This is a genomic window from Pseudomonas caricapapayae (assembly GCF_001400735.1).
GTDB classification, from domain to species: Bacteria; Pseudomonadota; Gammaproteobacteria; order Pseudomonadales; family Pseudomonadaceae; genus Aquipseudomonas; species Aquipseudomonas caricapapayae.
Genome location: NZ_LJPW01000041.1, coordinates 37,304 through 57,260, shown reverse-complemented (window position 1 = coordinate 57,260; position 19,957 = coordinate 37,304). Strand labels below are relative to the sequence as shown.

Genomic DNA, 19,957 nt, shown 5'->3' with positions numbered 1-19,957 from the left:
GCGCTACGCAAACGAACCATCCATTTCCGAGGAGATATCCCATGATGAAAGGTGGCATGGCTGGCCTGATGAAGCAGGCGCAGCAAATGCAGGAAAAAATGGCCAAGATGCAGGAAGAACTGGCCAACGCGGAAGTCACCGGTCAATCGGGTGCCGGTCTGGTGAGCGTCGTGATGACTGGCCGTCATGACGTCAAGCGCATCAATCTGGATGACAGCCTGATGCAGGAAGACAAGGAAGTGCTGGAAGACCTGATCGCCGCCGCCGTCAACGACGCCGTGCGCAAGATCGAGCAGGCCAGCCAGGACAAGACCGCTTCCATGACCGCAGGCATGCAACTGCCGCCGGGCATGAAACTGCCGTTCTGACGATTGCCTGAGTGATGATCGATGCCAGGCCATGTGCCTGGCATTTTTCTGTCTGACGGTTGGCTGGTCGTCCTTGAGCATTCAGGGCTGGAGACGCAACAGTCAGGAACGGATGACCCCGCGCGTTGAATGGTCGAACATCGCGGCTCGGTAACGATCAGTGTTTGGCCTGATCGACTGAATTGAGCGACAATCGTCACCCGTCTCTGGAGTGCCCCATGTCTGAGCCCACTGAAAACCTCACCGTCGACGCCGTCCTGGACGCTGTCGGGCTGTTTTGCCCGGAACCGGTGATGATGCTGCACCAAAAGGTGCGTGATCTGCCTGCGGGCGGGCTGCTCAAAGTGATCGCGACCGATCCTTCCACTCGTCGTGATATTCCGAAGTTCTGTGTCTTCCTTGGGCACGAGCTGGTGGCGGAACGGGCAGAAGAGGGCACGTTCCTGTACTGGATCCGTAAAAAGCCTGATTGATTGTCACATCGCTGCAACCCGCGCCGGTTCACGACGCGCCTGTTCCCGATGGGGACCGGTCCCTGTTCGCCAGACCCTGAGAGCCTTTCATGCGCATTGTTGCCGACGAAAATATCCCCCTGCTCGACGCTTTTTTTTCCCGTTTCGGTGAAATTCACCGCTTGCCGGGGCGCGCTATGGATCGCGCTGCGGTGGCCGATGCCGACATTCTGCTGGTGCGTTCCGTGACACCGGTGACCCGTGAGATGCTTGAAGGCAGCCCGGTGCGCTTTGTCGGAACCTGCACCATCGGCACCGATCATCTGGACCTGGACTGGCTTCAGCAAGCCGGTATCCAGTGGGCCAGTGCACCGGGCTGCAATGCCCGCGGAGTGGTGGATTACGTGCTCGGCAGCCTGCTGACCCTGGCGGAAATCGAAGGTGCGGATCTCACGCAGCGCACTTACGGTGTGGTCGGTGCGGGGCAGGTGGGTGGGCGTCTGGTCACGGTGTTGAAAGCACTGGGCTGGAACGTGCTGGTCTGCGACCCGCCACGTGAGTCTGCCGAGGGCGGTGACTTCGTCAGCCTTGACGAGATCATGCAGCGCTGTGATGTCATCAGCCTGCACACGCCATTGAGCAAAACCGGCTTGTTGCCGACCTGGCACCTGTTCGACGAAGCCCGCTTGCGTCAGCTCAGGCAGGGTGCCTGGCTGATCAACGCGAGCCGCGGTGCGGTGGTCGACAACGCAGCGTTGCACGACGTGCTGCTTGAGCGAGAAGACCTTCAGGCCGTGCTGGATGTGTGGGAAGGCGAGCCGCAGGTCAACGTTCCGCTGGCCGACCTGTGTGTTCTCGGTACGCCGCACATCGCCGGCTACAGCCTGGATGGCAGGCAGCGAGGCACTGCGCAGATCTATCAGGCACTGTGCGCCTTTCTTGATCAGCCTGCGGTGATAAAACTGGACGATCTGCTGCCGAAACCCTGGCTGGCGCAGGTCAGCCTTGACGCTGCCTGTGATCCCGTCTGGGCGTTGAACATGGTATGCCGAGGTGTGTATGACCCGCGCCGTGACGATGCGGATTTTCGTCGCAGCCTGACCGGCGATACTGCCAGTCAGCGTCTGGCCTTCGATGCACTGCGCAAACACTACCCGCCACGTCGGGAAATCGAAGGGCTGAAGGTCCGTCTTGAAGGTGAGTCGCAGGCGCTGGCGCAACTCGTGCGCGCACTGGGGGCGGTGCTGGTCTGAGAGGCCGCTATACGTTGGGCATAAAAAACCCGACGCCAGGGTCGGGTTTCAAAACACATTCGGTAATGCTCGGTTTTATTTTTCCGGGGTTACCCAGTTCTTGTCGCATTCCTGGCAGGCAGCCTGAACCATTTCTTCAGTGATCAGGACTTCTTGCCCGTGCTGGTCGAGAATTGCACCGCCAACCGGCAGATTGGGCGTGGCTCGAACGACTTGAACTTCGTTGCTGCGCTCTTGCAGGCTCATGGTGTTTCTCCTTTCATCAGGTAACGGCGTTAAATTAACCGCGCTTGATGACCGGTCCGTGACAGGTTCTGTCAGCCGCTCAAACGCGTTTCCAGTGCAACAGAAATGATGCGATTCTGCCAGCAGGCGCTTAGATCGATGTCTTATAGCCGCCTCTGTAAAGCAGTCATAACATGACTTCTGAAACCGGTGGCAAGTTCACTCGAAATGCTGCACAACGCGCCATGCATTGCAGGTGCAGGCTTCGCAACTCAGACAGATCGTGCAGACAGGCAGGTTCATTTTTGATGATTTCACGGATTACCCGACGTCACCGCCAGGCCCTCCGCCTCGCTGCGAGTTTCATTGCACCGTATCGCTGGCCAGCGTTCGGGGCATTGTTGGCACTGGTCGTCACGGCGGGCATCACTTTGTCGATCGGCCAGGGGATCAAGCTGATGGTCGATCAGGGTTTCATGACCCGCTCACCGCAGCTGCTCGAACGCTCGATCGGATTCTTCATGCTTTTGACGGTCGGCCTGGCTATCGGAACGTTCGCCCGTTTCTATCTGGTGTCATGGATCGGCGAGCGTGTGGTCGCCGACCTGCGCAAGAAAGTCTTCGATCACCTGATAGAGCTGCATCCGGGCTTTTATGAAAACAATCGCAGTTCGGAAATCCAGTCTCGACTGACCGCCGACACCACGCTGTTGCAGTCGGTGATCGGCTCGTCGTTGTCGATGTTCCTGCGCAATGTACTGATGGTCATCGGTGGCATTGTGCTGTTGTTCATCACCAACCCCAAGCTCACCAGTATTGTGGTGGTGGCATTGCCGCTGATCATCGCGCCGATTCTCATGTTCGGGCGGCGGGTGCGGAACCTGTCTCGCGAGAGTCAGGATCGGGTCGCCAACGTGGGCAGTTACGTGGCCGAGGCGTTGGGGCAGATCAAGACGGTGCAGGCCTATAACCATCAGCAACAGGACAAACAGCGCTTTTCGCACACGGTGGAACAGGCGTTCGATACCGCCCGCAAACGGATCCTGCAGCGCTCCTGGCTGATCACGCTGGTGATCGTTCTGGTGTTGGGTGCAGTGGCTGTAATGCTGTGGGTGGGCGGCATGGATGTGATCAATGGGCGCATTTCCAGCGGTGAGCTGGCAGCGTTTGTATTTTATGCGCTGATGGTCGGCATGGCGTTTGGTACGTTGAGCGAGGTCATTGGCGATCTGCAGCGCGCCGCCGGGGCAGCCGAACGGATCGGCGAGCTGCTTCAGGCCCGTAGCGAGATCAAGGCGCCAGCTACAGACCTGCAGAACCTGCCACAGCGTATCAGCGGGCGTCTGGCGCTGGAAAGTGTCACGTTTGCCTACCCGTCGCGTCCCCAGCGCAACGCGGTCGATAACCTGACCCTGACCGTCGAGCCTGGCGAAACTCTGGCGCTGGTCGGGCCTTCCGGCGCGGGTAAGTCGACGATTTTCGACCTTTTGCTGCGTTTTTACGATCCCGGTCAGGGGCGCATTCTGATTGAGGGCATACCGGCCGCACAGCTTGATCCTCATGATCTGCGCCGGTGCTTTGCGCTGGTATCGCAAACGCCCGCGTTATTTTTTGGCAGCGTCGAAGACAATATTCGTTACGGCAATGCCACTGCCAGTCTTGAACAGGTCCAGGCAGCAGCGCGTATTGCCCATGCGCATGAGTTCATTCTTGAAATGGCCGACGGTTACCGAACGCATTTGGGCGAGGGCGGGTTGGGTCTTTCGGGCGGACAGCGGCAGCGTCTGGCGATCGCTCGCGCGTTACTGGTCGATGCGCCGATCCTGTTACTGGACGAGGCCACCAGTGCGCTGGATGCACAAAGCGAGCACCTGATTCAGCAGGCCCTGCCCAGCCTGATGCTGGGCCGTACCACACTGGTCATCGCGCACCGACTGGCCACGGTGCAGAATGCCGACCGGATTGCAGTAATGGATCAAGGCCGGCTTGTGGCGGTCGGTACCCATCAGCAGTTGATCGCCAGCAATCCGCTCTATGCTCGTCTGGCGGCATTGCAGTTCAATACTGGCGTTGAATAGGAAGACGTCGGGGCAGGGAGGGTATGGGCAATGTGGGAGGTCGGGCCCCCCACTTCGACAGTCTCAGCGGTATTCGCACAGGTAAGCGGTATCGACGCTGACCTTGAGCTGGAACTTGCTGTTGGCCGGTACATTGAACTGGCTGCCGGTGGAGAAAGTCTCCCAGTCGGTGCTGTCCGGAAGTTTAACGTTCAACTCGCCGGAGATCACATGCATGATTTCCCGTTGCGAAGTCCCGAACTCATATTCGCCCGCTGCCATGACGCCGATGGTTGCCTGACCGTCGGCCTGGCTGAAGGCGATGGATTTGACGGTGCCGTCGAAGTACTCGTTGACCTTGAACATGGGCGATTCCTTTTGAAAGGGCTGGAAATGGCCCGCCAGTATGCCCAACATGGTAAAACCCGTCACGCTCCATGCACGTTGATACTGAACACACGAGACAGTGCAGGCACCTTCAATTAGGCAATATCAACGGCAACAGCCGGGCGGTATTACGCGCATCGACCAATGCCCGATGCTGCTGCCCGGTAAACTGCATACCCGCCAGTTGCAACGCGCTGTTCAGCCCCATCGGCTTTTGTAACTGTCGAGCCTGGGCGAACCGCTGTTTGAGATTCACGTGCGGCATGCTCGACAGCGCACTGTCGAGGTGGTGATGGCGCCATTCCTCCAGCAATTGCTGGCGATCATAATCCCCCCAGCTCGCCCATCCCACGATGCGCGCCCGGTGATGGCTCAACCAGCGCTCGAACTGAGGCCACACAGTAGTAAGCGGCGCGGCGCTATCGATATTGCTTTGGTGGATATGGGTCAGCTCGCGGCAAAAATGTGTCAGTAACGGCCTGCGTGCCGGACGTACGAAGCGCTCGAAATGGTCAAGCTCGCGTCCGTCCTGATTGACCAGCGTCGCGCCTATCTCGATGACTTCCATTTCTGCGACCGGCCAGCCACCTTCTTCGGTGGTAGCCTCAAGATCAATCACCAGCCAATGCGGCATCATCACGCTCCCTTACGATAATCAACGGCTTCAGCGTAGTCAGATTAACCTGTTGCGCCCCCGTCATGTGCCGAGTGGGCATCACCGTTTTTATAACGACCTTTACAGTGACCGCCGTTAATCGCATTGGTGCCTCACGCACGTTTATCGTGGCGATGCGCACGACCACCGTCACAGTGAGCAACGCTGACGCCGTTGATTTGACAGTTGTTTAAATCACGGAAACCGCATAGCGTGGAGGGCTTTGATTGATGTCGTGTTTTATGAAAAGACTTGCAGTGTTAATCGACGGCGTCGCGCGTACGGTCGTAACGGGTGCCTTGCTCTTTGTTCCGTTCATGGCAACGCCGCAAGTCTTTGCCGCGCAGGTGGTGCGCGTGGCAGCGGTCCATTTCCCTCCGTATATGGTGCGCCCCGAAAAAGGCGAGGACGCCGGTCTTTTGCCCAGACTGATCGATGCCCTGAATGCCGAGCAGAACGATTACGAGTTCGTGATGATCCCCACCTCGGTGCCCCGGCGTTTTCGTGACTTCACAGAAGGGCGTTTCGACGTGGCGATCTTCGAGAACCCTGACTGGGGCTGGAAGGATATTCCGCACGAGACCGTGGATATGGGGCTTGAAGATGCCGAGGTCTATGTCGCGCGACGAGTCGAAGGCCGTGGGCAGGATTACTTCGATACGCTGTCTGACAAACGTCTGGCATTGTTCAGCGGCTACCATTATGGATTTGCCAACTTCAATACCGATCAGAAGTACCTGAGTGAGCACTTCACGATTACGTCTACGTACTCACACGACAGTAACCTGTTAATGGTCGTGCGTGGTCGAGCGGATATTGCGCCTGTGACCCGTTCCTACCTGATTGATTTCATGGCGCATAACAAAGATGAAGCGGCGCAGTTGATGGTGTCCGAGCGTGTTGATCAGATCTATCGTCAATACGCCTTGTTACGCCCGAACGGCAATATTGATGTACCGCACTTCAAACAGCTGTTGGAAACATTGCGCGCCGACGGGGAACTGGCGAAGATTTTTCAGCCGCTCCACATCAAGGTGCTTCCGGTCAGCACCGCACAGTCCGGTCACTAGGCAGGGGCAGGTTTTCAGCCTGCTACCTGCAAGTGCTCAACGGTCCTTGGCTTCCTTGGCGTCCATTTCTGCATTGCGCTCATGGACGCGCTTGAGCTGTTCTTCGGTGAGGGGCAGTTTCTTGGCCGTATCGCGCAGCATCATAAGACCGCCGACGATCGAACCGATGGCTACGAGCAGAATTAACCAGGCATACCAGGGCATAGCGCTCTCCTTGTTGTGATACCGGTTTGAGCAGCGAGGCTGATCAATGGTTCAAGTGTATGCGCCTTGAACGGGTTGCGTGCAAAAGCGTTTGCACGCAACCCCGAAACTTATTGCCCGGTGAGCATCGCATCGGATGGCGCGTCTGCACGCGATTTGGCGGTCAGGCTGAAGTAGATGAAGCCGATCGCCATCAGCCCCAGGAAGATCAGACCGATCAGCATGTTGAACCAGGCCATTGCCACCAGGCATACGACCGCCAGAGCCAGCGCGATACCAGGCACCACCGGGTAGCCTGGCGCGCGGAAGCTGCGCTCCAGTAGCGGTTCGGTCTTGCGCAGCTTGAACAGGCTGAGCATGCTCATGATGTACATGACGATGGCACCGAAGACAGCCATGGTGATCATGGCTGCGGTGAGTGTCATGCCGCTTAGATTGATCAGGCCGTCGCTATAGATGGCGGCGATGCCGATCAGGCCGCCGGCGATGATTGCCCGGTGCGGTGTCTGAAAGCGTGACAGTCTGGCCAGTGAGGCTGGCAGGTAACCGGCACGGGCCAGGGCGAAGAACTGCCGCGAGTAACCCATGATGATGCCGTGAAAACTGGCAACCAGGCCGAACAGGCCAATCCATACCAGCATGTGCAGCCAGCCGGAGCTGTTACCGACCACGGCTTTCATGGCCTGTGGCAGCGGGTCGTTGATGTTGGCCAGGGTGCGCCAGTCACCCACGCCACCGGCAAACAACATGACGCCGATCGCCAGAAATACCAGGGTCAGAATACCGCTGATGTAGGCCTTCGGAATGGTGCGCTTGGGGTCCTTGGCTTCTTCGGCGGCCATTGCCGCGCCTTCGATGGCCAGGAAAAACCAGATCGCGAAGGGGATGGCGGCAAACATGCCGGCAATGGCTTGCGGTCCGAATGTCTGGGAGCCAGCCCAACCGTTGAGGGCGAAGTTGCTGAAGCTGAATGCCGGTGCAACCACACCCATGAATACCAGCAGCTCGGCGACGGCCAGAATGCAGACGACCAGCTCGAAGGTTGCCGCGAGCTTCACGCCTACGATGTTGAGTGCCATGAATACGATGTAGGCACCGACTGCTGCGTGTCTGGGGTCCAGACCCGGGTATTGCACGTTGAGATACGCACCGATGGCCATGGCAATCGCCGGCGGTGCGAAAACAAACTCGATCAGGGTGGCCATGCCGGCGATCAGTCCGCCTTTTTCGCCAAACGCGCGACGGCTGTAGGCAAACGGGCCACCCGCATGCGGGATGGCTGTAGTAAGTTCGGTAAAGCTGAAGATAAAGCAGGTGTACATGGTTGCAACCATCAGGGCTGTTACCAAAAAGCCCAATGTACCGGCTACGCCCCAGCCGTAGCTCCAGCCGAAGTATTCGCCGGAAATCACCAGCCCGACAGCGATCCCCCATAAATGAATGGTGCCCAGCGTCGGCTTGAGTTGCGTGCTCATGGTCATCTCCCTGAGATTCGATAATCGTTGAAACATCTTGTTGCAGAGGCCGTGCCAGTGCACGGATCACTGTCGTGTTGCTTCAAAACGGGTCGTTTACAGAATGCTGATACGCCAGGATTCACAGTGTTGTGCAGCTTTGGTGCGCAATGGCGCGGCGGTGATCGTCAGGGGTGCAGCGAATCAGGGCGATTGAAGACGGTCTTCTGCCAAATGCCGATCTACGGGTCCCGTCGACTCGCCGGTTCGGCTACAATGCGCGCCGATTTCGACTTACCTGAGACCACGCTCATGTCCGCCTGCCAGACTCCTGTCATTGTCGCCCTGGATTTCCCGACCCGAGAAGCCGCCTTGCGGCTGGCTGATCAGCTCGATCCCGATTTGTGCAGGGTCAAGGTCGGCAAGGAGCTGTTCACCAGCTGCGCGGCCGACATTGTCGAGACCTTGCGCAACAAGGGGTTCGAGGTATTTCTGGATCTCAAATTCCACGACATCCCCAACACCACAGCGATGGCGGTCAAGGCCGCTGCCGAGATGGGGGTGTGGATGGTCAATGTGCATTGTTCAGGCGGACTGCGCATGATGGCGGCGTGTCGGGAAGTGCTGGAGCAACGCACCGGTCCCCAGCCATTGCTGATTGGCGTGACCGTTCTGACCAGCATGGAGCGTGAAGACCTTGCCGGGATCGGCCTGGACATCGATCCGCAGGTACAGGTGCTGCGCCTCGCAGCGTTGGCCGAGAAGGCCGGGATGGACGGCCTGGTCTGCTCGGCGCTTGAAGCCCGGGCGCTCAAGTCTGCTCATCCATCGTTGCAGTTGGTAACGCCCGGCATTCGTCCGGCAGGTAGCGCGCAAGACGACCAGCGCCGCATTCTGACCCCGCGCCAGGCGCTGGATGCGGGTTCCGATTACCTTGTCATCGGCCGCCCGATCAGCCAGGCGGCTGATCCGGCGAAAGCCTTGGCGGCGGTGGTTGCCGAGCTGGCCTGACCGGATGAACGCCGCGCGTCACGTCAGGCACCTTCACGCCGGAGCGTGAGGTGTCTGCCTTGTCGGGTTATTCCACTTTCAATATCAGCTTGCCCTGATTTTCACCGCTGAACAGCATCTGGAAGGTCTCCGGGAAAGTCTCGAGGCCGTCGACGATATGCTCCTTGCTCTTGAGCTTGCCTTCCTTGATCCAGCCTGCCATCACCTGACCGGCTTCTGCAAAGCGCTCGGGGTGGTCCAGTACGATAAAGCCTTCCATGCGTGCGCGGTTGACCAGCAATGACATGTAGTTGGCCGGGCCTTTGATCGCCGTGGTGTTGTTGTATTGACTGATGGCACCGCAGATCACCACGCGTGCGCCGACCGCCAGCTGGCTGAGCGCCGCGTCCAGAATGTCGCCGCCGACATTGTCGAAATAGACATTCACCCCGTCCGGGCAATGACGCTTCAAACCCTCCATGACGTCTTCGGATTTATAGTCAATGGCTGCGTCGAAGCCCAGTTCCTCGGTCAACAGGCGGCATTTTTCCTTGCCCCCTGCAATGCCGACGACCCGGCAACCCTTGATCTTGGCAATTTGTCCGGCCACGCTGCCGACTGCGCCCGCAGCGCCGGAAATCACTACAGTGTCGCCGCTTTTGGGCTGACCTACATCCAGCAGCGCCAGATAGGCAGTCATACCGGTCATGCCCAGTGCCGACAGATAAAGCGGCAGCGGCGCCAGGCTGGTATCGACCTTGTAGAAGCCTTTCGGCTCGCCGGCAAAATAGTCCTGCACACCGACGGCGCCCTGTACATGATCACCCACCTTGAATTTCGGGTTTTTCGATTCAAGCACTTCGCCCACGCCCAGGGCGCGCATCGCTTCACCCAGCTTTACGGCCGGGATATAGGATTTTCCCTCGTTCATCCAGCCGCGCATTGCCGGGTCCAGTGACAGGTATTTGTTCCTGACCAGAATCTGGCCGTCTGCAAGAGAAGGGACCGGGGCTTGTTGATAGGTAAAGTCATCGCGGCGCACATCGCCCGAAGGACGCTTGGCGAGCAGAAACTGGCGATTGGATAGATCAGTCATGGCAGGGTCTCCAAAAATGGTTCAAGGATGGAATCAAACGCTCACACCGATGCTCCAAGAAGCGATCATCAAGCGAATGCCGTTTGATCCATATGATTGATAGGAGTCCGCTGCGGCTTTGGCGTTCAGATTGATCTTCCTGCGATAAAGGTGGATGCCGATATGGCTTGAGTCACGTGCGGTGGTGTTCTAGATTCGTCGTTCGATAACGCTTGGATGACCGTAATGCCTGCCATCTCTGTACCCACGCTTCATCCTCAGGTCCTGCGCGCTGGCGACGCCGTGGCCCTGGTATCGCCTGCGGGGCCGGTAGACGCCGGCAAGATCGACGCTGCTGTTACGGTATTGAAGGGATGGGGCCTGCGCCCGCGTGTCTACCCGCATGCACTGGGCAAATACTCGTTCTATTCGGGGACCGACGAGGAACGGCTCGCCGACCTCAACGCAGCGCTGGCCGATCCGGAGATTCGCGCGGTTATCTGCACCCGTGGCGGCTATGGTGTGCAGCGAATCGTCCAGCAGGTGGACATGGATGCCGTGCGTCGCGATCCCAGACTGGTCAGCGGATTTTCCGACATCACCGCGTTGCACGGGGCGTTGTGGAACCATGCGCGCCTGGCCACCGTTCACGGGCCGGTCGCTTCGCAGCTGGAACGTGGCGGTCTGTTCGTCAGCGGCTTGCGCCATGTGCTGATGAGTACAGAGCCGGTGTTGCTCAAGGCCGATGCTGGCTCGCCGACAGCCAGGGTCAGAACCGGTGGCAGCGCTCAGGGGCTGCTGCTTGGCGGCAACCTGTGCATCCTCGACACCTCGGTGGGCACCCCGTTCATGCCCGACATGGCCGGTGCAATTTTGCTCATCGAAGAGGTCAACGAACCCGCCTATCGGGTCGATCGCATGCTGACCCACTTGGGCAACTGCGGCATTCTCGCGAATCTGGCAGGTATTGCGGTTGGCGAGTTCACCCCTGCCGCGAACACCGGCGGCACCATCAGCCCGGCCGATGTGTTGCTGGAGCGGCTGGGCAGTCTGGGCATTCCGGTGCTCGGCGGCTTGCCGGTTGGGCATGGGGAGTTCAATCAGGCTGTGCCTCTGGGAACGCAGGCAATACTCGACGCAGACGCCGGAACCTTGTTGGTATCGGCGGCTGCCCGCAGTTGATCGCTCTTTTGCCGTGTGCCTGAGGCTGCCTCATTCGGCCTTGCGTGCATTCAGGATCAGCAAGGTCAGCAACCCCGCGACAATGCCCCAGAATGCCGAGCCGATGGAGAACAGCGTCAGTCCCGAGGCTGTCACCATAAAGGTGATCAGTGCCGGTTCGCGCTCGCGGGGCTCGGCCATGGCTACGGTCAGGCCATTGGTAATCGAGCCAAGCAGTGCCAGTGCGGCAATCGAAATCATCAGCTCCTTGGGGAATGCACTGAACAGTCCTGCCAGTGTGGCACCGAAGACCCCGGCGATGGCGTAGAAGACGCCGCACCAGATCGCCGCTGTGTAGCGTCTGGATTTGTCTTCGTGTGCATGAGGGCTGGTGCAGATGGCGGCGCTGATGGCCGCAAGGTTGATCCCGTGGCAGCCGAACGGCGCGGTCAGCAAAGAGGCAAAACCTGTCACCGATATCAGCGGTGAGGCAGGCGGGTAGTAACCGTCGGCGCGCAATACCGCCACACCGGGCATGTTCTGCGAGGTCATGGCCACCACGAACAGCGGAATGCCGATGCTGACCGTTGCTGCCCATGAAAACTCGGGGGTGGTCCAGACCGGCATGGCCACTTCCAGTGCCAGATCGCCGATGTGCAGCAGGCCCAGCACACCGGATACTCCGACGCCTGCCAGCAGTGCCAGCAGAACCGAATAGCGTGGAGAAAGACGCTTGACCACCAGGTACGTGAAAAACATGCTCAGGACCAGGCTGGTGCGGTGTTGGGCGGCGATGAAGATTTCACTGCCTATCCTGAACAGGATTCCGGCCAGCAAGGCAGCAGCCAGCGAGGCTGGCAAGCGCCGTACGATGCGCTCGAAACTGCCGGTCACACCGCAAAGGATGACCAGCAGCGCGCTGGTCACGAATGCGCCAATTGCCTGTGGGTATGCCACGCCACCCAGGCTTGTGATCAACAGCGCCGCGCCGGGTGTCGACCATGCCACGGTAATCGGCATGCGATAGCGCAGCGAGAGGCCGATGCTGCACACCGCCATGCCCATGAATAAAGCCCACAGCCAGGATGAAATCTGCACGCTGCTCAGGCCAGCCGCCTGTCCGGCCTGAAACATCAGCACCAGCGAACTGGTGCAACCCGTCATCATGGCAATGAAGCCGGCAACCACCGAGGACGGCGATGAGTCTGTCAGCGGGCGCAATGACGCCTTGAGGGTCTGGTTCATGCAGGGCGTTCCTTGAAGCGGGCAGGTAGCAAAGGCCGCCAAGCCTAAACGTATGGCCGCTCGGCCTTGCGATACAGCGATGCGAGTAAATGGCGGCACAGTTGCAACAGTGACATTTACTCGGCGTCAGGTCCGGTGGGGCAGGCCCCGGATTGCAGTGTTTGCCCCAGCGCCAGATTGACCGTCATCCAGCCGTCCACCGCTTCCTGACCCACTTCGGCGAATACGCGCTGCAACAGCTTGACCTGTTCGCGCCGCAACGCCTGCTCGAAACGGGTGCCTTCTTCGGTGAGCCCCAGCAGCCGTTTGCGCTTGTCGGTCTCAGGGGCTGTGCTGTGGACCAGGTCCATGGCGATCAGTTGGCGAAGCGGGGCGTTAAGCGCCTGCTTGCTCACGCCCAGAACGGTGAGCAGCTCCTTGACGCTCAGGCCGGGATAGCGAGCGATGAAAAAAACGATGCGCTGATGCACGCGGCTGAATCCACGTCTGTCGAGCATTTCATCGGCCTTGGCAGTGAATGCCTGATAGCCGAAGAAGAAGGCTTCCATGGCCATTTGTTGATTGGCAGGTTTTTTAAGGTCAAGCATGTTGACGTATCCGGGTTGATCGTCGTAATTTGAGTCAACCAGTTTGACTTATTTTCAATTGTCCCGGCTACAGGTAACTGTCATGGCTTTCTCCGAACGCGTTTCCCGTCTGAAAAGTTCTCTGATTCGCGAGATCCTCGCCGCCGCTCAACGCCCGGAAGTGATGTCGTTCGCTGGTGGTCTGCCTGCCGAGTCGATGCTGCCCAAGGTCGAGTGGGCGGACATGCCTGTTGCCCTGGGCCAGTACGGCATGAGCGAGGGCGAGCCCGAACTGCGTGAAGCACTGGCTGCCGACGCCCGCGCTCTGGGTATTGCCTGTAATGCCAGTCAGGTGATGGTGGTCAGTGGCTCCCAGCAAACGCTGGACCTGGCGGCCAAGCTGTACATCGACAAAGGCACCGAAATTCTGCTGGAAGCGCCCACTTATCTGGCGGCGCTGCAGATATTTCAGTTGTTTGGCGCCGACTGCATCACGGTGCCGTTGCAGGCTGACGGTCCTGACCTGCTGGCCATGCGTCAGCGTCTTGAACAGCACACGCCAGCGTTTGCCTACTTGATCCCGACGTTCCAGAACCCCTCCGCAGTGCGCTACAGCCAGGCCAGTCGCGAGGCTGTTGCGGCCTTGCTCGACGAGTTCGGCGTCACCCTGATCGAGGATGAGCCGTATCGTGAGTTGAGCTTTGACGGCGGCAGTGCGCAGCCGATTGTCAGCCGCTTGAAGACAGCCAGCTGGATCTACACCGGTACGGTCTCCAAAACGCTGTTACCCGGCCTGCGCGTGGGTTATCTGATCGCCAGTCCCGATCTGTTTCCACATTTGCTGCGGCTGAAACAGTCAGCCGACCTGCATACCAACCGCCTTGGCCAGTGGCAGGCCTTGCAGTGGATTGGCACTGAGCACTATCGTGAGCATCTGATGACGCTGTGCGAGTTTTATCGCGGTCGCCGGGATGCATTTGAACGCACGTTGCGGACGCATTTTTCGGATCTGGCCGAGTGGAACTGTCCGCAAGGCGGGCTGTTCTTCTGGCTGACCCTGAAACAGCCGCTGGACACCCGGACCTTGCTGGATGCCGCGCTTGCGCAGGACGTGGCGTTCATGCCGGGCGAACCCTTTTTTGCTGATCCGGACGCCAATCATGGCCATCTGCGCCTTAATTTCAGTCATATCGACCCGGCGCGTTTGGATGAGGGCATAAAACGACTGGCTTCCGTGGTTCTGGCAGCACAAAATCTGAAAGCCGCCTGACTCGATCCGGCAACGCAGACACATCAAGGGAGCAGGGCGATGTACAAGGTTTATGGCGATTACAACTCGGGCAATTGCTACAAGGTCAAGCTGATGCTCAATCTGCTGGGCAGTGAGTACGAGTGGGTGCCGGTCGATATTCTCAACGGCGAAACCCAGACCCCGGCTTTTCTGGAAAAGAATCCCAACGGCAAGATCCCGGTGCTGGAGCTGGAAGACGGCACCTGCCTGTGGGAGTCCAATGCTATTCTCAATTTCCTTGCCGACGGCTCTTCGTATCTGCCGGTCGAACCACGGCTGCGTACTCAGGTGCTGCAGTGGCAGTTCTTTGAGCAGTACAGCCATGAGCCTTCTGTCGCAGTCGCTCGTTTCATCCAGTTTTATCTGGGCTTGCCCGCCGAGCGTATGGCCGAGTATCGCGCCATGCAGAAGTCCGGCTATCGCGCGCTGGCGGTGATGGAACAGCAACTGGATCGCACACCGTTTCTGGTCGGTGACAATTTCTCCATCGCCGATATTGCCTTGTATGCCTACACCCATGTCGCTCATCAGGGTGGTTTCGATCTGGCACCCTATACCGGGATTCGGCGCTGGCTGGATCGCGTCAAGGCACAGCCAGGTTACGTCGGTATGCTGGATTGATGTATCCGTTGATCAAAAAAGGACATTTATGCGCGTTTCAATAGTTTTTCTGGCCGCTTTCATTGCTCTGGGTATCGGCTGCTCGGCCCAGGCGAAGGATTGCGACGCCAATCAGGCAAGCATGAATGAGTGCGCTGCCAATGAGCTGGCAGCGCTCGATGCCGATCTCAACAAGCAGTACAACGCTCAGATGGCATGGCTGAAGACACCTGCCAAAAAGCAGGCATTCAAGGATGCACAACTGAAGTGGATAGCCTTGCGTGATGCCGATTGTCTGTATCAGGCAGGCAAGCCCGAGGATTCAGGCTCCATCTGGCCGTTGCTGCAGTCGCAGTGCCTGGCTGACCAGACTCGCGTGCGGCTACAGCAGCTGAAAGCCTATGTCGCCTGTCGCGAGGACGGTTGCCCGCGTTGAGATACGTCGGGCAGGTCGAGCTCAGATCGCCCCGAACCGCTGGCTCAGGTAGTCGATGATCACCTTGGATTCGTACATCCAGACCGTCTTGTCGCCTTCTTCGATCCGCAGGCAGGGCACCTTGATTTTACCGCCCTCGTTGAGCAGGGTCTGGCGATCAATTTCATTGTTCTTCGCATCGCGCAGGGCGACAGGAACGTTGAGACGGCGCAGGGTGCGACGGGTCTTTACGCAGAAAGGGCAGGCGTGGAACTGATACAACGTCAGGTTTTGAGCCGCCTCGGCTACAGCCGCCTGGGCCTGCGGATCACGTTTTTTCCTGCCTGGTCGGGTCAGGAGGTCGATACCGATGACGAGTTGGCCAAGGCCTGTTCTTAACGCTTTCATGAACACGGTCATACCTCTTGCGGGCAGTGGCGCAGATCAGCCGGACGTTCAGCGTGCTCGAAGGCACGTGAACCCAGGCTCGACCGGTCACTTGATCAGGCTGAGAAACTCACTGCGGGTAGCGGCGTTTTCACGGAACTCGCCGAGCATCACCGAGGTGATCATCGCCGAGTTCTGCTTCTCGACGCCGCGCATCATCATGCACATGTGCTTGGCCTCGATCACCACTGCAACGCCCAGCGCACCGGTAACCTGCTGGATGGCTTCGGCGATCTGACGGCTGAGGTTTTCCTGGATCTGCAGGCGACGGGCGTACATGTCGACGATCCGTGCCACCTTTGACAGGCCCAGTACCTTGCCCTTTGGAATATAGGCCACATGTGCCTTGCCAATGAACGGCAGCAGATGGTGTTCGCACAGCGAATACAGTTCGATGTCCTTGACCATCACCATTTCGCTGGCATCGGAGCTGAACAGCGCGCCGTTGGTCACTTCTTCCAGGGTTTGCGCGTAACCGCGACACAGATACTGCATGGCCTTGGCGGCACGCTTGGGGGTGTCCAGCAGGCCTTCGCGCGAGACGTCCTCGCCCAGTTGTCCGAGTATGGCGGTGTAATTCTGTTCCAGTGTCACAGGAGTGTGTTTCCGTGTGGGTTTCGATGGGTGCGAGGGCAGGCCCTTCGCCGATGCGCACATAGTAACTTACGCAAGAGTACGGGTGCACGGCGGCGCTGCAAATCAACAGTGTGGCTGGCGTTTTGTATCGTATTGCTTACACGCAGGCGACCAGATCGCTACCCACTTCCTTCGGGTCGCGCTGTCTGAGTGTGCAGATCATCCATTCATTGCCTGTCGAGAGAGTAAAGCCCGATGTTGAGTCGAGTAGCAAAAATAGCGTTGTTCGCGATCGTTCTGTCGTCCGTTTCCGGATGCTGGCCGTTCTGGCCGGGACCGGGTGGGCATGGCGGCGGTGGCGGGCACCATGAAGGCGGTGGCCCTGGTCCGGGTGGTCCTGGCCCGGGTCGCTGAGTCACGTACAGGCGCGGCGAGTTCTACTCGTCGCGTCCTTCCATCATCGTGCGTCTGAGTATCACGTAAACCGCCCCCGCGCCGCCATGTTTGGCCAGGCATGAACAAAAGCCCAGTACATGCGAATGCTGACGAAGCCAGGTGTTGACGTGGCTCTTGATCATCGGACGTTTGCCATCCAGGCGTACCGCCTTGCCGTGGGTGACACGTACGCAACGTATTTCCAGACGGGTCGCTTCAGCCAGAAACTCCCACAGCGTCTCGCGCGCCACCTCCACGCTCATGCCATGCAGGTCCAGGCTGCCCTCGAAGCTGATCTGCCCGAGTTTCAGCTTGCGCATCTGACCTTCCTGCACGCCGTCGCGCGACCAGCTCAGGACATCTTCAGGACCGACGTCGATGACGAATTGATCCGACAAACCGTCGACGGTGACTGAATCGGTACGCACAGTGGCCGACTGGCGCAGGCGGGCCAGCATTTTTCGATCGGTTCTGGGTTTGCCGACATCGGCGTGTTCATGCTTGAGCGGCTTTACGCCACGCGTCTCGCTTCTGAACAGGGAAAAATCGTCGTCTTGCATGAGGCCTCCGCGAAGGGGGCTATTCTAACCGCTCAAGCGAGACGGTCAGTTGTGTTTTTTCATCAGGTGCGCGGAGATGCTCAGGCCACTGGCACTGCGCTGGCGGCGGCAGCGACGCCAGAGCCAGGTGCCCAGATACAGCACCAGCAACCCGCCGACAGCGACAAAGGCGGCACCTCCCGGGCTGGCGTTCAATTCCCCGAGCATCTGCGGATGAACGGTCAGGCTGGATACACCCGCTACTGTCATCAACACGCCCGACGCTAGCAAAAGCAGCGCGATCAGCGTGCCGATGCGCTTGCCCCAGTTGCCCTGACCCTTGGGGCGCAGGCGACGTGCATCGAAACCATCTGACGTTTTCATGCCTTTTCCTCAAACAGGTATCGGCTCAATGGAGTATCGGCGCTCTGACCAGGATCAGAAGGGGTTGTTCCCGCCTCCGGGGTGATCCAGGCCGGCAAGGGATGGGCGGTTATCTGAGTATGCTCACACAACCCCTGGGCTCTGTACTTAAAGTGGCTGCGCTTGGTGACGCTGCGTTAAAAACAGGCTCGAGCGCGAGTCCGATCAGAATGCTCATGTAAAACTCGTAAAGCCGAACGCGACCCCGGCCGTTCCTCGCCTGTTTTTGCCCTGCCTGACCTTCGCTCGCCGATTTCTCGTCCAGAGCGTGCGGCCGGCAGGGATCAGATCAGGTCTTTGGTCAGTGCCAGTGTGGCGAAGTTGTCGGCCATGATTGCCATTTCGGTTCGGTGCACGACCTGTGCGCTGACCACGCCGTGCGGGCCAGGGAGGTCACGGGTTGCGCAGGCATCATCGACCAGTGTGCAGCGATAACCATAGTCCTTGGTGGCGCGAACCGTGGTGCTGATACTCGAGTGGCTCATGAAGCCGCAGACGATCAGGTCCAGATGACCCAGTTTTTGCAGGAGCTCGTGCAGGCCGGTGCCGTTGAAGGCATTGGGCAGGCGTTTTTCGACCAGATGTTCGTCACCTTGCGGCACCAGTTCCGGCACCAGTTGACCACGGTCGCCCTGTGGATCGAACAGGCCGCCCACGGTGCCCAGATGGCGAATGTGAACGATCGGGCATTTGACTGCGCGTGCCTTATCGACCAATTGGCAGATATTGGCCAGAGCCTCGTCGACGCCGGTCAGCGCCAGCGGGCCGCTGAGGTATTCTTTCTGGGCGTCGATGATGATCAGCGTCGCATTGCTCAGATTGGCGGGCGCATGCACCCGGCCGCTGAGTTGGAACATGGTCTTTAAATCGGACATTCACGGGCTCCTTGGTGTGGGGCTTTTGCGACATTGTCCTCTGGCTGAGGCGTTCTGGGAATGGCAACCATCGCAGGCCACGGTTTTTATGGCCTGCAGGGCAGTTGGGCGGGCAGGTGGCTGGCGGTTTGCCTTGATGACAGTACACTAATCATGGAAACTTCCACGCCTGCCGGGGACGAAGAATGTACGTTGTCCGGAACCGGACTTTCCACCGTGAGTCGTCTCACAACAGCTCGTCGTCTTTCCAAGGAGTTTTTCCATGATCACTTCCCGTTTGCGTACCGTGCGCGACCATATTCGGTGGGCCGTCAGCCGCTTTCACGAGGAAGACGTATTTTTCGGTCATGGCACTGACAATGCCTGGGATGAGGCGCGGCAACTGGTGCTGGGCGCACTGCACCTGCCTTGGGAAATCGCCGACAGCTATCTGGATTGCCGTCTGGAAGTCGAGGAGATATCCGAACTGCAACGCCTGATCAAACGCCGCATCGATGACCGCGTGCCGACGCCTTATCTGCTGGGCGAAGCCTGGTTTTGCGGGATGTCGTTCATTGTCGATGATCGGGTACTGATCCCGCGCTCGCCTATCGCCGAACTGATCGAAGAGCGTTTCGCGCCCTGGCTTGCGAGCGAGCCAGCGCGCATTCTGGACCTTTGCACGGGTTCCGGGTGTATCGGTATCGCCTGTGCCGATGAGTTTCCGGAAGCCGAAGTGGCGCTGGCCGACCTGTCTTACGATGCGCTGGAAGTCGCCAACCAGAACATCGAGCGTCATGGCATGGAGGATCGCGTCTACACCGTTCAGGGCGATGGTTTCGACGGTTTGCCGGGCCAGCGCTTCGACCTGATTGTGTCCAACCCGCCTTACGTGGATGCCGAAGATTTTGCCGACATGCCCGATGAGTACCAGCACGAGCCGGAGCTGGCGCTGGCCTGTGGCAGCGACGGTCTGAACCTGGTGCGCCGCATGCTCGCTCAGGCCGCCGATCATCTGACCGACAAGGGGCTGTTGATCGTCGAAGTAGGCAACAGTCAGGTGCATGTGCAGGCACTATACCCGGAAGTCGATTTCGCCTGGCTGGACTTCCGGCGGGGTGGTCACGGTGTGTTCATGCTGACCGCAGAACAGTGCCGCAGTCACCAGGCACTGTTTCAGTCGCGGATTTGAAGTCGACGGGGCTGAAACGAGCC

At 59.0% G+C, this 19,957-nt stretch carries 24 protein-coding genes; 11 read left to right on the top strand and 13 right to left on the bottom strand.

Annotation, left to right across the window (positions count from 1 at the left end):
- The first annotated feature begins 41 nt into the window (after positions 1 to 41).
- The 3 genes from ALO80_RS05780 (at position 42) to pdxB (ending at position 2,073) form a co-directional block, all read left to right on the top strand.
- Entirely contained in the window at positions 42 to 368 is a 327-nt protein-coding gene (locus ALO80_RS05780) for a YbaB/EbfC family nucleoid-associated protein (protein ID WP_002552818.1), read from the top strand.
- A 218-nt stretch (positions 369 to 586) separates the two neighbouring features.
- Positions 587 to 841, top strand: coding sequence for a sulfurtransferase TusA (gene tusA, locus ALO80_RS05775; RefSeq protein WP_055006227.1), 255 nt, complete (start codon positions 587 to 589; stop codon positions 839 to 841).
- Between the two features lie 89 nt (positions 842 to 930).
- Positions 931 to 2,073 carry a 4-phosphoerythronate dehydrogenase PdxB gene (gene pdxB, locus ALO80_RS05770; protein ID WP_055008261.1) on the top strand — a complete coding sequence of 381 codons (1,143 nt, stop codon included), beginning with the start codon at positions 931 to 933 and terminating at the stop codon, positions 2,071 to 2,073.
- A gap of 75 nt (positions 2,074 to 2,148) precedes the next feature.
- Here the strand turns inward: pdxB and ALO80_RS31565 are convergent, their stop codons facing one another.
- Positions 2,149 to 2,319, bottom strand: a complete 171-nt coding sequence (locus tag ALO80_RS31565; protein WP_003378668.1) for a PA1571 family protein — start codon at positions 2,317 to 2,319, stop codon at positions 2,149 to 2,151.
- Positions 2,320 to 2,606: 287 nt separating this feature from the next.
- Here ALO80_RS31565 and ALO80_RS05760 point away from each other — a divergent pair, with 287 nt between their 5' ends.
- Complete coding sequence (locus ALO80_RS05760; protein WP_055008260.1) at positions 2,607 to 4,376, top strand: ABC transporter transmembrane domain-containing protein; 1,770 nt, start codon at positions 2,607 to 2,609, stop codon at positions 4,374 to 4,376.
- A gap of 63 nt (positions 4,377 to 4,439) precedes the next feature.
- Here ALO80_RS05760 and ppnP read toward each other — a convergent pair whose 3' ends face one another.
- Positions 4,440 to 4,721, bottom strand: coding sequence for a pyrimidine/purine nucleoside phosphorylase (gene ppnP / locus ALO80_RS05755; protein WP_054987750.1), 282 nt, complete (start codon positions 4,719 to 4,721; stop codon positions 4,440 to 4,442).
- 112 nt (positions 4,722 to 4,833) lie between these two features.
- Positions 4,834 to 5,376, bottom strand: coding sequence for an exonuclease domain-containing protein (locus ALO80_RS05750; RefSeq protein WP_055008259.1), 543 nt, complete (start codon positions 5,374 to 5,376; stop codon positions 4,834 to 4,836).
- A 251-nt stretch (positions 5,377 to 5,627) separates the two neighbouring features.
- Between ALO80_RS05750 and ALO80_RS05740 the strand changes: the two genes are divergently transcribed.
- The gene (locus ALO80_RS05740; protein ID WP_055008258.1) at positions 5,628 to 6,467 is read left to right on the top strand and encodes a substrate-binding periplasmic protein; all 840 of its coding nucleotides are present in this window, start codon (positions 5,628 to 5,630) and stop codon (positions 6,465 to 6,467) included.
- Between the two features lie 36 nt (positions 6,468 to 6,503).
- On the opposite strand, the gene ALO80_RS29085 is transcribed toward ALO80_RS05740, so the two are convergent.
- Both ALO80_RS29085 and eat read right to left on the bottom strand, forming a co-directional pair.
- On the bottom strand, positions 6,504 to 6,671 hold the full coding sequence (locus ALO80_RS29085; RefSeq protein WP_002552826.1) for a DUF2897 family protein: 168 nt from the start codon (positions 6,669 to 6,671) through the stop codon (positions 6,504 to 6,506).
- Positions 6,672 to 6,781: 110 nt separating this feature from the next.
- Positions 6,782 to 8,146, bottom strand: coding sequence for an ethanolamine permease (gene eat, locus ALO80_RS05735; protein ID WP_054987751.1), 1,365 nt, complete (start codon positions 8,144 to 8,146; stop codon positions 6,782 to 6,784).
- Positions 8,147 to 8,437: 291 nt separating this feature from the next.
- Between eat and pyrF the strand changes: the two genes are divergently transcribed.
- Positions 8,438 to 9,136 carry an orotidine-5'-phosphate decarboxylase gene (gene pyrF, locus ALO80_RS05730; protein ID WP_054987752.1) on the top strand — a complete coding sequence of 233 codons (699 nt, stop codon included), beginning with the start codon at positions 8,438 to 8,440 and terminating at the stop codon, positions 9,134 to 9,136.
- Positions 9,137 to 9,203: 67 nt separating this feature from the next.
- Here pyrF and ALO80_RS05725 read toward each other — a convergent pair whose 3' ends face one another.
- Positions 9,204 to 10,211 (bottom strand): NADP-dependent oxidoreductase, encoded by a 1,008-nt coding sequence (locus tag ALO80_RS05725; RefSeq protein ID WP_055008257.1) that lies wholly within the window; start codon positions 10,209 to 10,211, stop codon positions 9,204 to 9,206.
- Between the two features lie 225 nt (positions 10,212 to 10,436).
- On the opposite strand from ALO80_RS05725, the gene ALO80_RS05720 reads away from it, so the two are divergent.
- Complete coding sequence (locus ALO80_RS05720) at positions 10,437 to 11,372, top strand: S66 peptidase family protein (RefSeq protein WP_083493156.1); 936 nt, start codon at positions 10,437 to 10,439, stop codon at positions 11,370 to 11,372.
- A 30-nt stretch (positions 11,373 to 11,402) separates the two neighbouring features.
- On the opposite strand, the gene ALO80_RS05715 is transcribed toward ALO80_RS05720, so the two are convergent.
- Both ALO80_RS05715 and ALO80_RS05710 read right to left on the bottom strand, forming a co-directional pair.
- Positions 11,403 to 12,596, bottom strand: a complete 1,194-nt coding sequence (locus tag ALO80_RS05715; protein WP_055008255.1) for a benzoate/H(+) symporter BenE family transporter — start codon at positions 12,594 to 12,596, stop codon at positions 11,403 to 11,405.
- Between the two features lie 116 nt (positions 12,597 to 12,712).
- On the bottom strand, positions 12,713 to 13,183 hold the full coding sequence (locus ALO80_RS05710) for a MarR family winged helix-turn-helix transcriptional regulator (RefSeq protein ID WP_055008254.1): 471 nt from the start codon (positions 13,181 to 13,183) through the stop codon (positions 12,713 to 12,715).
- An 82-nt stretch (positions 13,184 to 13,265) separates the two neighbouring features.
- Here ALO80_RS05710 and ALO80_RS05705 point away from each other — a divergent pair, with 82 nt between their 5' ends.
- From ALO80_RS05705 to ALO80_RS05695, 3 genes are read left to right on the top strand one after another with little or no spacing between them, the layout of a single operon-like run.
- Positions 13,266 to 14,432 carry an aminotransferase-like domain-containing protein gene (locus ALO80_RS05705; protein WP_055008253.1) on the top strand — a complete coding sequence of 389 codons (1,167 nt, stop codon included), beginning with the start codon at positions 13,266 to 13,268 and terminating at the stop codon, positions 14,430 to 14,432.
- A 39-nt stretch (positions 14,433 to 14,471) separates the two neighbouring features.
- The gene (locus ALO80_RS05700) at positions 14,472 to 15,074 is read left to right on the top strand and encodes a glutathione S-transferase family protein (protein ID WP_055006218.1); all 603 of its coding nucleotides are present in this window, start codon (positions 14,472 to 14,474) and stop codon (positions 15,072 to 15,074) included.
- 28 nt (positions 15,075 to 15,102) lie between these two features.
- Positions 15,103 to 15,489, top strand: coding sequence for a lysozyme inhibitor LprI family protein (locus ALO80_RS05695; RefSeq protein ID WP_055008252.1), 387 nt, complete (start codon positions 15,103 to 15,105; stop codon positions 15,487 to 15,489).
- Positions 15,490 to 15,510: 21 nt separating this feature from the next.
- Here ALO80_RS05695 and ALO80_RS05690 read toward each other — a convergent pair whose 3' ends face one another.
- The 5 genes from ALO80_RS05690 to ALO80_RS05670 form a co-directional block, all read right to left on the bottom strand.
- A complete protein-coding gene (locus tag ALO80_RS05690) occupies positions 15,511 to 15,888 on the bottom strand; it encodes a glutathione S-transferase N-terminal domain-containing protein (protein ID WP_083493155.1) in 378 nt (125 codons plus the stop codon).
- A 75-nt stretch (positions 15,889 to 15,963) separates the two neighbouring features.
- Positions 15,964 to 16,509 (bottom strand): GTP cyclohydrolase I FolE, encoded by a 546-nt coding sequence (gene folE / locus ALO80_RS05685; protein ID WP_054080221.1) that lies wholly within the window; start codon positions 16,507 to 16,509, stop codon positions 15,964 to 15,966.
- Between the two features lie 419 nt (positions 16,510 to 16,928).
- Positions 16,929 to 17,486, bottom strand: coding sequence for a Smr/MutS family protein (locus ALO80_RS05680; RefSeq protein ID WP_054987720.1), 558 nt, complete (start codon positions 17,484 to 17,486; stop codon positions 16,929 to 16,931).
- A 45-nt stretch (positions 17,487 to 17,531) separates the two neighbouring features.
- Entirely contained in the window at positions 17,532 to 17,849 is a 318-nt protein-coding gene (locus ALO80_RS05675; protein WP_054987721.1) for a hypothetical protein, read from the bottom strand.
- Between the two features lie 323 nt (positions 17,850 to 18,172).
- Positions 18,173 to 18,763 (bottom strand): cysteine hydrolase family protein, encoded by a 591-nt coding sequence (locus ALO80_RS05670; RefSeq protein ID WP_055006216.1) that lies wholly within the window; start codon positions 18,761 to 18,763, stop codon positions 18,173 to 18,175.
- A gap of 262 nt (positions 18,764 to 19,025) precedes the next feature.
- Between ALO80_RS05670 and prmB the strand changes: the two genes are divergently transcribed.
- A complete protein-coding gene (prmB, locus tag ALO80_RS05665; protein WP_055008251.1) occupies positions 19,026 to 19,934 on the top strand; it encodes a 50S ribosomal protein L3 N(5)-glutamine methyltransferase in 909 nt (302 codons plus the stop codon).
- The last annotated feature ends 23 nt before the right edge of the window (positions 19,935 to 19,957 follow it).

Bases quoted from the DNA above. Each gene is read 5' to 3' on its own strand.
- ALO80_RS29085 (WP_002552826.1), bottom strand. From the start codon at position 6,671: ATGCCCTGGTATGCCTGGTTAATTCTGCTCGTAGCCATCGGTTCGATC.
- ALO80_RS05725 (WP_055008257.1), bottom strand. From the start codon at position 10,211: ATGACTGATCTATCCAATCGCCAGTTTCTGCTCGCCAAGCGTCCTTCG.
- ALO80_RS05695 (WP_055008252.1), top strand. From the start codon at position 15,103: ATGCGCGTTTCAATAGTTTTTCTGGCCGCTTTCATTGCTCTGGGTATC.
- ALO80_RS05750 (WP_055008259.1), bottom strand. From the start codon at position 5,376: ATGCCGCATTGGCTGGTGATTGATCTTGAGGCTACCACCGAAGAAGGT.
- ALO80_RS05670 (WP_055006216.1), bottom strand. From the start codon at position 18,763: ATGTCCGATTTAAAGACCATGTTCCAACTCAGCGGCCGGGTGCATGCG.
- ALO80_RS31565 (WP_003378668.1), bottom strand. From the start codon at position 2,319: ATGAGCCTGCAAGAGCGCAGCAACGAAGTTCAAGTCGTTCGAGCCACG.
- eat (WP_054987751.1), bottom strand. From the start codon at position 8,146: ATGAGCACGCAACTCAAGCCGACGCTGGGCACCATTCATTTATGGGGG.
- ppnP (WP_054987750.1), bottom strand. From the start codon at position 4,721: ATGTTCAAGGTCAACGAGTACTTCGACGGCACCGTCAAATCCATCGCC.
- ALO80_RS05710 (WP_055008254.1), bottom strand. From the start codon at position 13,183: ATGCTTGACCTTAAAAAACCTGCCAATCAACAAATGGCCATGGAAGCC.
- ALO80_RS05740 (WP_055008258.1), top strand. From the start codon at position 5,628: ATGTCGTGTTTTATGAAAAGACTTGCAGTGTTAATCGACGGCGTCGCG.
- pdxB (WP_055008261.1), top strand. From the start codon at position 931: ATGCGCATTGTTGCCGACGAAAATATCCCCCTGCTCGACGCTTTTTTT.
- ALO80_RS05700 (WP_055006218.1), top strand. From the start codon at position 14,472: ATGTACAAGGTTTATGGCGATTACAACTCGGGCAATTGCTACAAGGTC.
- pyrF (WP_054987752.1), top strand. From the start codon at position 8,438: ATGTCCGCCTGCCAGACTCCTGTCATTGTCGCCCTGGATTTCCCGACC.
- ALO80_RS05720 (WP_083493156.1), top strand. From the start codon at position 10,437: ATGCCTGCCATCTCTGTACCCACGCTTCATCCTCAGGTCCTGCGCGCT.
- ALO80_RS05675 (WP_054987721.1), bottom strand. From the start codon at position 17,849: ATGAAAACGTCAGATGGTTTCGATGCACGTCGCCTGCGCCCCAAGGGT.
- ALO80_RS05760 (WP_055008260.1), top strand. From the start codon at position 2,607: ATGATTTCACGGATTACCCGACGTCACCGCCAGGCCCTCCGCCTCGCT.
- tusA (WP_055006227.1), top strand. From the start codon at position 587: ATGTCTGAGCCCACTGAAAACCTCACCGTCGACGCCGTCCTGGACGCT.
- ALO80_RS05690 (WP_083493155.1), bottom strand. From the start codon at position 15,888: ATGACCGTGTTCATGAAAGCGTTAAGAACAGGCCTTGGCCAACTCGTC.
- ALO80_RS05780 (WP_002552818.1), top strand. From the start codon at position 42: ATGATGAAAGGTGGCATGGCTGGCCTGATGAAGCAGGCGCAGCAAATG.
- ALO80_RS05705 (WP_055008253.1), top strand. From the start codon at position 13,266: ATGGCTTTCTCCGAACGCGTTTCCCGTCTGAAAAGTTCTCTGATTCGC.
- prmB (WP_055008251.1), top strand. From the start codon at position 19,026: ATGATCACTTCCCGTTTGCGTACCGTGCGCGACCATATTCGGTGGGCC.
- ALO80_RS05680 (WP_054987720.1), bottom strand. From the start codon at position 17,486: ATGCAAGACGACGATTTTTCCCTGTTCAGAAGCGAGACGCGTGGCGTA.
- ALO80_RS05715 (WP_055008255.1), bottom strand. From the start codon at position 12,596: ATGAACCAGACCCTCAAGGCGTCATTGCGCCCGCTGACAGACTCATCG.